Origin of the sequence: Falsihalocynthiibacter sp. BN13B15, from assembly GCF_041205415.1 — a bacterium.
Classification (GTDB): domain Bacteria; phylum Pseudomonadota; class Alphaproteobacteria; order Rhodobacterales; family Rhodobacteraceae; genus Falsihalocynthiibacter; species Falsihalocynthiibacter arcticus.
This window is the reverse complement of record NZ_JBGFCE010000013.1, coordinates 112,661-119,314: the sequence shown is the minus strand read 5'-3', so window position 1 is coordinate 119,314 and position 6,654 is coordinate 112,661. Positions and strand designations below refer to the sequence as shown.

At 52.6% G+C, this 6,654-nt stretch carries 4 protein-coding genes and 1 pseudogene; all 5 read right to left on the bottom strand.

The genetic code is table 11. The annotated features are described in order from the left end of the window. Positions 1 to 187 precede the first annotated feature (187 nt). Positions 188 to 376: pseudogene (locus AB9F26_RS18315) on the bottom strand (DDE-type integrase/transposase/recombinase); the annotation flags it as partial. Positions 377 to 411: 35 nt separating this feature from the next. After that, positions 412 to 1,383, bottom strand: coding sequence for a C45 family autoproteolytic acyltransferase/hydolase (locus AB9F26_RS18310; RefSeq protein WP_369768669.1), 972 nt, complete (start codon positions 1,381 to 1,383; stop codon positions 412 to 414). 9 nt (positions 1,384 to 1,392) lie between these two features. Beyond that, positions 1,393 to 2,850 (bottom strand): biotin carboxylase, encoded by a 1,458-nt coding sequence (locus AB9F26_RS18305; protein WP_335586564.1) that lies wholly within the window; start codon positions 2,848 to 2,850, stop codon positions 1,393 to 1,395. 24 nt (positions 2,851 to 2,874) lie between these two features. Next, positions 2,875 to 5,607, bottom strand: coding sequence for an aminotransferase class I/II-fold pyridoxal phosphate-dependent enzyme (locus AB9F26_RS18300; RefSeq protein WP_335586563.1), 2,733 nt, complete (start codon positions 5,605 to 5,607; stop codon positions 2,875 to 2,877). Between the two features lie 72 nt (positions 5,608 to 5,679). After that, positions 5,680 to 6,654 (bottom strand): carbon-nitrogen hydrolase family protein, encoded by a 975-nt coding sequence (locus tag AB9F26_RS18295; protein WP_082802238.1) that lies wholly within the window; start codon positions 6,652 to 6,654, stop codon positions 5,680 to 5,682.

Genomic DNA, 6,654 nt, shown 5'->3' with positions numbered 1-6,654 from the left:
ATAAATTCCGAGTGTTGTAATATCCATTGTGGATGGCTCCTTCTCTCTGTTGGGTCGTAACAGCACCAGCATGACACATTGCGATGCCGTTCGGGTGGAGCCGTCCACACCATCAGACAAATTCGAACTCGTCTCGGCAAGGACTGTGATTTACCACGCCAAGCGGGCGTTATTCTCTAAGAGCGGCGCTGACGTAGCTTTCTAAAATCTCAGCCTCGTAATCAACGGCGCGCCAAAGATAGGGCCGCGCGCCGATTACCCATACAAAAAGATCATTCAGGTGCCACTGCCAATTGGAAAAAGCACTTAGTTGTGGTCCGTGCCGTCGGCGGATTTCTGAAGCAAACAATGGGCCAAACTGGTTCCACCAAAAACGCTCAGGTCAGTTTCCTCTGACTCCGCCGTTTTCCCCTATGCGGCGCCGGGAATTTGTACTTGGCGTCCGCCCTCTTGAAAATGGTCAAAGCTCTGTGCCCACGTCGTACCCGGCCAACGAATTTGCATTTCACCCAATCGAGGTCGATAGACCGCCGTGTAGATTGTGCCAAAACCTGCATCAAATGCGGTAGAATAAAGGGGGGGTCGCAAAAAAGCGCCGACGAATTTTTCTTCGGGGTCGCGGTGCAAGGTGAGACGTTGCAGTAAGTAACGTTCCCTCTCAACCGTCGCCGTAAACCGCGCGTGGCTGACCCATTCAACATTCTGCTGATGGTTCGTCGCAACGGCGGCATGTGTGATTATTGCAGGCCGATCAGGGGCCATCATGGCCGTCAAATAGTGGCGTTTGGCATCCAAAACCGTAACATTATAACTCATATGGGTCGGAACGCGGGACAACACCGCTCCAGCCTCCTCCGCCGTGGTGCAGGTTTGCAGGACATAGCGCAGGATCAGCGGTACGCCGAAGCCGTTGCCAACCACACGGCGACCGCCAAACGTCAACGAAATGGCAAGACCGGCATCGTTCATCCCGTCAACCAGCCCCCACAATCCGTCTGACGTACCGATCACCTGCCGCCCCTGCCAACCTGTACGCAGAACCAGGCTATCAAAAGCGTTGGGATCATAGTCGTAGTTGCGCACCAGCACAGGCTCTTCTCCTGGCCAGATCGCTTGACTGCATCCCGACAAATACGGAGGGGGACAGTAGAAACTTAAGAAGCGTGCGGCCTGATCGCCACCGCCTGCCAGATCACACAAATCATCGTAGAGCGGTATAAGCTCTGGCATGTATTCCTTCAGGGCACGCCGACTTTCTAAATAAGTCGCCCGCGCAGAGTCGCCTTCCTTCAGCCACCAGCGTTTATAGCTGGGCCAATATTCGGCGAAAAGCCCGGCCCATTTAGGGCCGGGCAAATCTTCACTAATAGCACGCCAAATCATGGCTGTTCCTTACATGATCTTGAATGCGGGCTCCGCCAACACAGGTCCAGCACTCGCAACTGGGAGCGGCGTTCCCTCAACGGATTTTTTGATGCCGTGAATCCACTTTTTCGCGCGCTCATTCAACTGAAAGCTTTTCGTCATTGAGCGTCCTCGAGTCACAAGGATGCCAATGTCCGCGCCTTCATAGCGATAATCGCCCGGTTGTAGAATTCGCAGGAAAAACGCTTCGTTTTCGCTTTCAACTGCCCGCCTGTGATAGTCGAACCGATCATAAACGACACTCCCATCTTCCAGCATTTTGTAAATACCAGTTTCCGGACTTGCCGTACAGATATCAACACTATCATCCGTGTGCTTAATCACCATCTGAGACCAGCTATCAATCATGTTGGGATTGGCCCAACGATCATTGAGTTCCGTTGTGTCCAGATCGAATTTCTTTTTGGAGAACTCGAGTAAGTGGAACAGGAACAAGGGCGCGTCGGCATGTGCAAACGCCGCATGGTTGGTCATCGAAGACGCCCCCGTGATGCGTGGGTTCAATTCTCCCAGCCAGATATCGCCCGTCTTTTTGTCGATCAAGAAATCAAGCTCGAAGTAGCCGCGATAGCCTTCTTTACGCAACTGTTCGCCGAATTTGAACGTCAACTCGCGCGCTTTCTGGCGGACTTTTGGTGGGAAAGCTGTGGACAGGATTTCGTTGCCACACCAACCACCACGATACGGCGTCAATTCACCAAAGCCGACAAGTTCCGTCATCAACGGGCCAACAATCGTCCCTTCCTTGGTCGCGCAGGCCTCGATCGCCGATCCACGGCAATCAATCCGCTTCATGATTTTGATTTCACCTTCACCGATGATTTCATGTTCATGACGGCGGAAATCGGCCTCGGTCTTGATAAAGAACGTGGTGTGGCCGCTGTCGCCAAAGGCGGATTGCAGCACCAGATCGTGCCCGATCCCGCCTTTTTCACAAACCTCCCGTAACTGTTCGTAGCTGGTGACCTCGGACAGGATATTCGGAACGGACGGAACCCCCGCCTTGTTGCCAATGCGGACGGTTTCGATCTTGTTGTCCATCGCCGTGCGCAGTTTTGCCTTGGGGAACCAGACGTCCGCCCCCAACTCTTTTGACAACCGCTCGGTTTCCTCGTCAAACATCAGGAACACAAACTTGGGCTTGCCACCGCGCCGCTTGATAAAGTCGATGACCTCTTTGTGCTGGAGCAGATAGTTGTTGATATCCTCAATGGATTGGAATTCCGCGTGTGGCTGCTCAGAAGGGCAAAACACATTGGGATGCTTGCCGCCATAACAGTCGATATAGCAGATATACTTGAAGTTTTTTACCCATTCGTCGAGGCCGAGCAGATTGAAATTCGTCGCCGAAATAAAGTAGATTGGGTCTTCGTTACGGTGAAAGAAGCGTCGAATTTCTGAGATATTCTTAAGCACAGTAGGCATAGTGTCGTCCCTTCATTAATTCGGTTATTTCTTGATTTTTTTGGCTTGGGGCAAGGCGGCCAAGGCCTCGGGTGTGAAGACGCGCAGACCGAGATCGGCGCGATACCCGTGTATTTCATTGACATCGAGCGCCAGCATAAACGCGAGGATTTCCTTGCTGATGACCTGCCCCGGCACAAGGATTGGAAACCCTGGGGGATAGGGAATGATGAAACTGGCGGAGACAACCTCTTTCCCTGCCTGAAGCGCATCATTCAGGGAGCCCTCCAGTTCCAGATAGTCACAATTTTTTTCATCGTAGCTGAGGTAATATGCCGTACGAATATCCCCCTCTGGCGTCACATTGTCAGGACGGAAAGAATCGTGGAACCGGCTGAAATCGGGCAATGGCGGATAGTTTTCCGTCAGATTTTTAACACGCCGATCGAACGACAACCGTTCCATTTTCGACGCATCATCCAGCAAGTCATCAAGTTCGTTGGCGATCTCAACCAGCACTTCGATCAGATAGGCAACAGAAGACCGCGTTGTGCCGATATTGGTCATGAACAACACAGTATTGCGGGAAGTTTTGTTGATTTGGATGCCGTATTTATCCATAAGAACATCGTTCTTGAACGTGTCCCCATCCCACCCTGTGCCGCCAACGGCCAAGGTCACGCGGGTGGCATCCAGAACAAAATCGTCCTGCTGCCAGCAGTCCCACATGTCGGTCCAGCCTTGCTCATTGTCAAAATAGCTAACCACTCCACTCTGGCGATGGTGCTCGGGGATCATGTCGCCCGCCGTCAGAACCTTGAAGTATTTCTGCAAACGCGGATGCGTGCTGATCGCGCGCCGCATAGACATAGCGGCCTCTATCTGGCGTTGCACAAATTCAAAGCCTTCCAACTCAACCTGACGACGTCCCACATCAAGCGAAGCGATGATCTGGTAGTTGGGTGAGGTGGAAGTGTGGGTCATATAGGCTTCGTGGAAGCTCTGCTCGACCTCGCCCTTAAAGTCCTGATCGCTCACGTGGATCATGGAACCCTGTCGCAGCGACGTCAGTGTTTTGTGGGTCGACTGGGTGGCATAAACACGGATGCGCGCAGTGGGCGGCGCAATAAGTCGTGCGTCCAACAGCTCTTCATCAGTGGCATCGCCAAGGATCTTTTGCTGAGCCTCATAGGCTTCCCTATGTTCGTCCGTCTTTAGGCGCTTGCGCAAATTATTCGCGGTGCGCATGCCCGTACGTTGGCGGTATGTCGGGCTGAATCTCGCGAAAGCAAACCATGCTTCATCCCAAAGGAAGACAAGATCAGGCTTGATCGCCAGACATTCCTCCATGACCCGCTCAACATTATAGACCAGTCCGTCAAAGGTACAGTTGGTCAGCAAAAGCATGCGAACGCGATCAAGCTTGCCGGCGGCTTTTAGCGCTAGCAATTGATGTTTGATTTCACGCAGCGGCACAGCACCATACATGGAATATTCGTTCAGAGGGTAGCTATCTAGATAGACCACCTCAGCCCCCGCAAGGACCATGCCGTAATGGTGCGATTTATGGCAATCCCGATCGACCAGAACGATGTCACCTGGGCGCACCAACGCCTGTACGACAATTTTGTTACAGGTTGAGGTTCCGTTTGTGGCAAAAAACGTCTGTTTTGACCCAAACGCGCGGCTTGCCAGCTCTTGAGCTTCTTTGATCGGACCATGAGGTTCCAGCAAGCTATCAAGCCCGCCAGATGTCGCAGAGGTTTCGGCCAAGAAAATATTGGGGCCATAGAACGCCCCCATATCCTGAATCCAGTGGCTGCGCGTAATCGATTTCCCCCGACTGATCGGCATCGCATGGAACACGCCTGTCGGTTGTTTGGAGTAGTTCACAAGGGCCGTAAAGAACGGCGTTTTGTTGCGTGCTTCAACACCCCGAAGGATATTCAAGTGCAGCTCCATAAAGTCTTCTTGGTTGTAGAAAACACGGCGACAGATACCCAGTTCAAGCCCTGCGATATCTTCAACCGACCGGTCGGTGACCAGATAGGCATCCAATTCTGGCCGCACCCGTTCAATGAGACGGCACAGTTCTGGGCCATAGTTTTCCGGCAGCATCGCGTCAATTGCGTCGCTTCCCCCTGCTCGGCTCAGGAAACTATGGAGAATTTCATTGTCGAGCTTTGACTTTAAAACAAGGCCGGGACGCACTACGATGGCCTGAATGTTATGATTAAACAGGACTGCAATGAGGGCGTCTTCTAAACTAGGAACAACGACAGCTTCATAGGTGAATGGGTCTTCTGGACGACGCATGCGCGTGACATTGTTTTTCAGCCAGCGCTCCTGTTGGTCGCTGACGTTATCAACGATCAACACCTCAAAATAGGGTTTGGTCATGGCGCGCGCTTCGGGTGACAGGAGAGACTCGTCGTCGTACTCTTCCTTGTCGATACTGTCGCGTTCCAAGGGAATGGAGCGACGTCGATAAGCGCCCGTTGTCAGAGCCCGCGTCACACGGTGAACTGCAAAGGCCAATTCTTCATAGCTATTGTGTTCGAACAAACGACGAAGATGAATAAAGGCCGCCATGCCTGGAAAGGCCCAGTATGGCTCGATCAATGCGAGGGACTCGAATAATTCCTGTGTTTTCGCGGTGTCTTTGGCCGAGATTTTGTTCGGCATATTTCTGGCGAAGGACCCTGTTATCTCCCTGAGCGCACTCCAGTTATCTGTGCGCAGTTGCGTCGCCGAATAATAGTCGCTGACGGAATTCATCGATCGTTCTCCCAGTTGTAATTCGATGTGCGAAGAAGGGTCCGCCGGCCTCCTGCCAAGGGACCTCGCAGATCAGCCGATTATTTTTTTGTCAGTAATGGCCGGTTCGACATATTCCGGTGTGGGCATAGCCAACTCCGGTTCCACGTCGAGAATTGCGGGCTCATCCACATACAAGCCCGAACGAGAGCCTTGGAGTGGCACTTCCAGCGGCCCAAGCGCTTTCAAAAAGTTATCGGTTCCGCTGGTCCGGTCATAGACCGAGAAATCCACCGAACGATCGCGAAAACTTTTCAGCACTTGACCCAGGCCTTTGAAGCCGGTTTCGCGCTGGCGGCGCACCATCGACATATCCACCTCGATTGGGAACATATCTTCTTGGCCGCCGGATTGGTGCAGCACCTGAGACGTAGGATCAACAACGCAGGATTTACCGATACCGCCCGCGCCCAAACCATTCACATCAATGACATAGCACTGGAATTGAGCTGCGGTCGCCCGCGCGATCGACAGTTCAGCGTCCCTGTCTGTTGTGCCCGTTAACACTGGGTGCAACAGCACCTCAACGCCTTGGCTGGTCAGTTGCCGCGTCGTTTCCGGAAACCACATGTCGTAACAGATCGACAAACCAAACCGACCCACATCAGGCACGTCGAAAACGCAAAATTCCGTTCCGGGCGTGACGCCTGCCTCGTAGGGTAAAAACGGGAACATTTTGGCATAGCGCCGTACGACAATCCCATTGGGGTCAATCACTAGCGAAGTGTTATAAACCCCACTGTTTTCGGGGTGAGTTAGGAACATCGACCCCGGGATCAACCATATTTTGTACCGACGGGCCGCCTCACAAAACCGGTCAATAACAGCGTTTTCTTGCGGCAGTTTGAATTTTTCCAACGGGCCAAAAGGCGCAAGTTCACTGAAAAGAACCATCTGTGTCCAAGGGAAACGGATCATCAACAAATCCAGACGATGCATCATAGCATCGACATTGGAGTGAAGGGCATTGACGTGCATTTGAATGCCAGCAATAGCGAAAGGGGTCAT

Bases quoted from the DNA above. Each gene is read 5' to 3' on its own strand.
- AB9F26_RS18300 (WP_335586563.1), bottom strand. From the start codon at position 5,607: ATGAATTCCGTCAGCGACTATTATTCGGCGACGCAACTGCGCACAGAT.
- AB9F26_RS18295 (WP_082802238.1), bottom strand. From the start codon at position 6,654: ATGACCCCTTTCGCTATTGCTGGCATTCAAATGCACGTCAATGCCCTT.
- AB9F26_RS18305 (WP_335586564.1), bottom strand. From the start codon at position 2,850: ATGCCTACTGTGCTTAAGAATATCTCAGAAATTCGACGCTTCTTTCAC.
- AB9F26_RS18310 (WP_369768669.1), bottom strand. From the start codon at position 1,383: ATGATTTGGCGTGCTATTAGTGAAGATTTGCCCGGCCCTAAATGGGCC.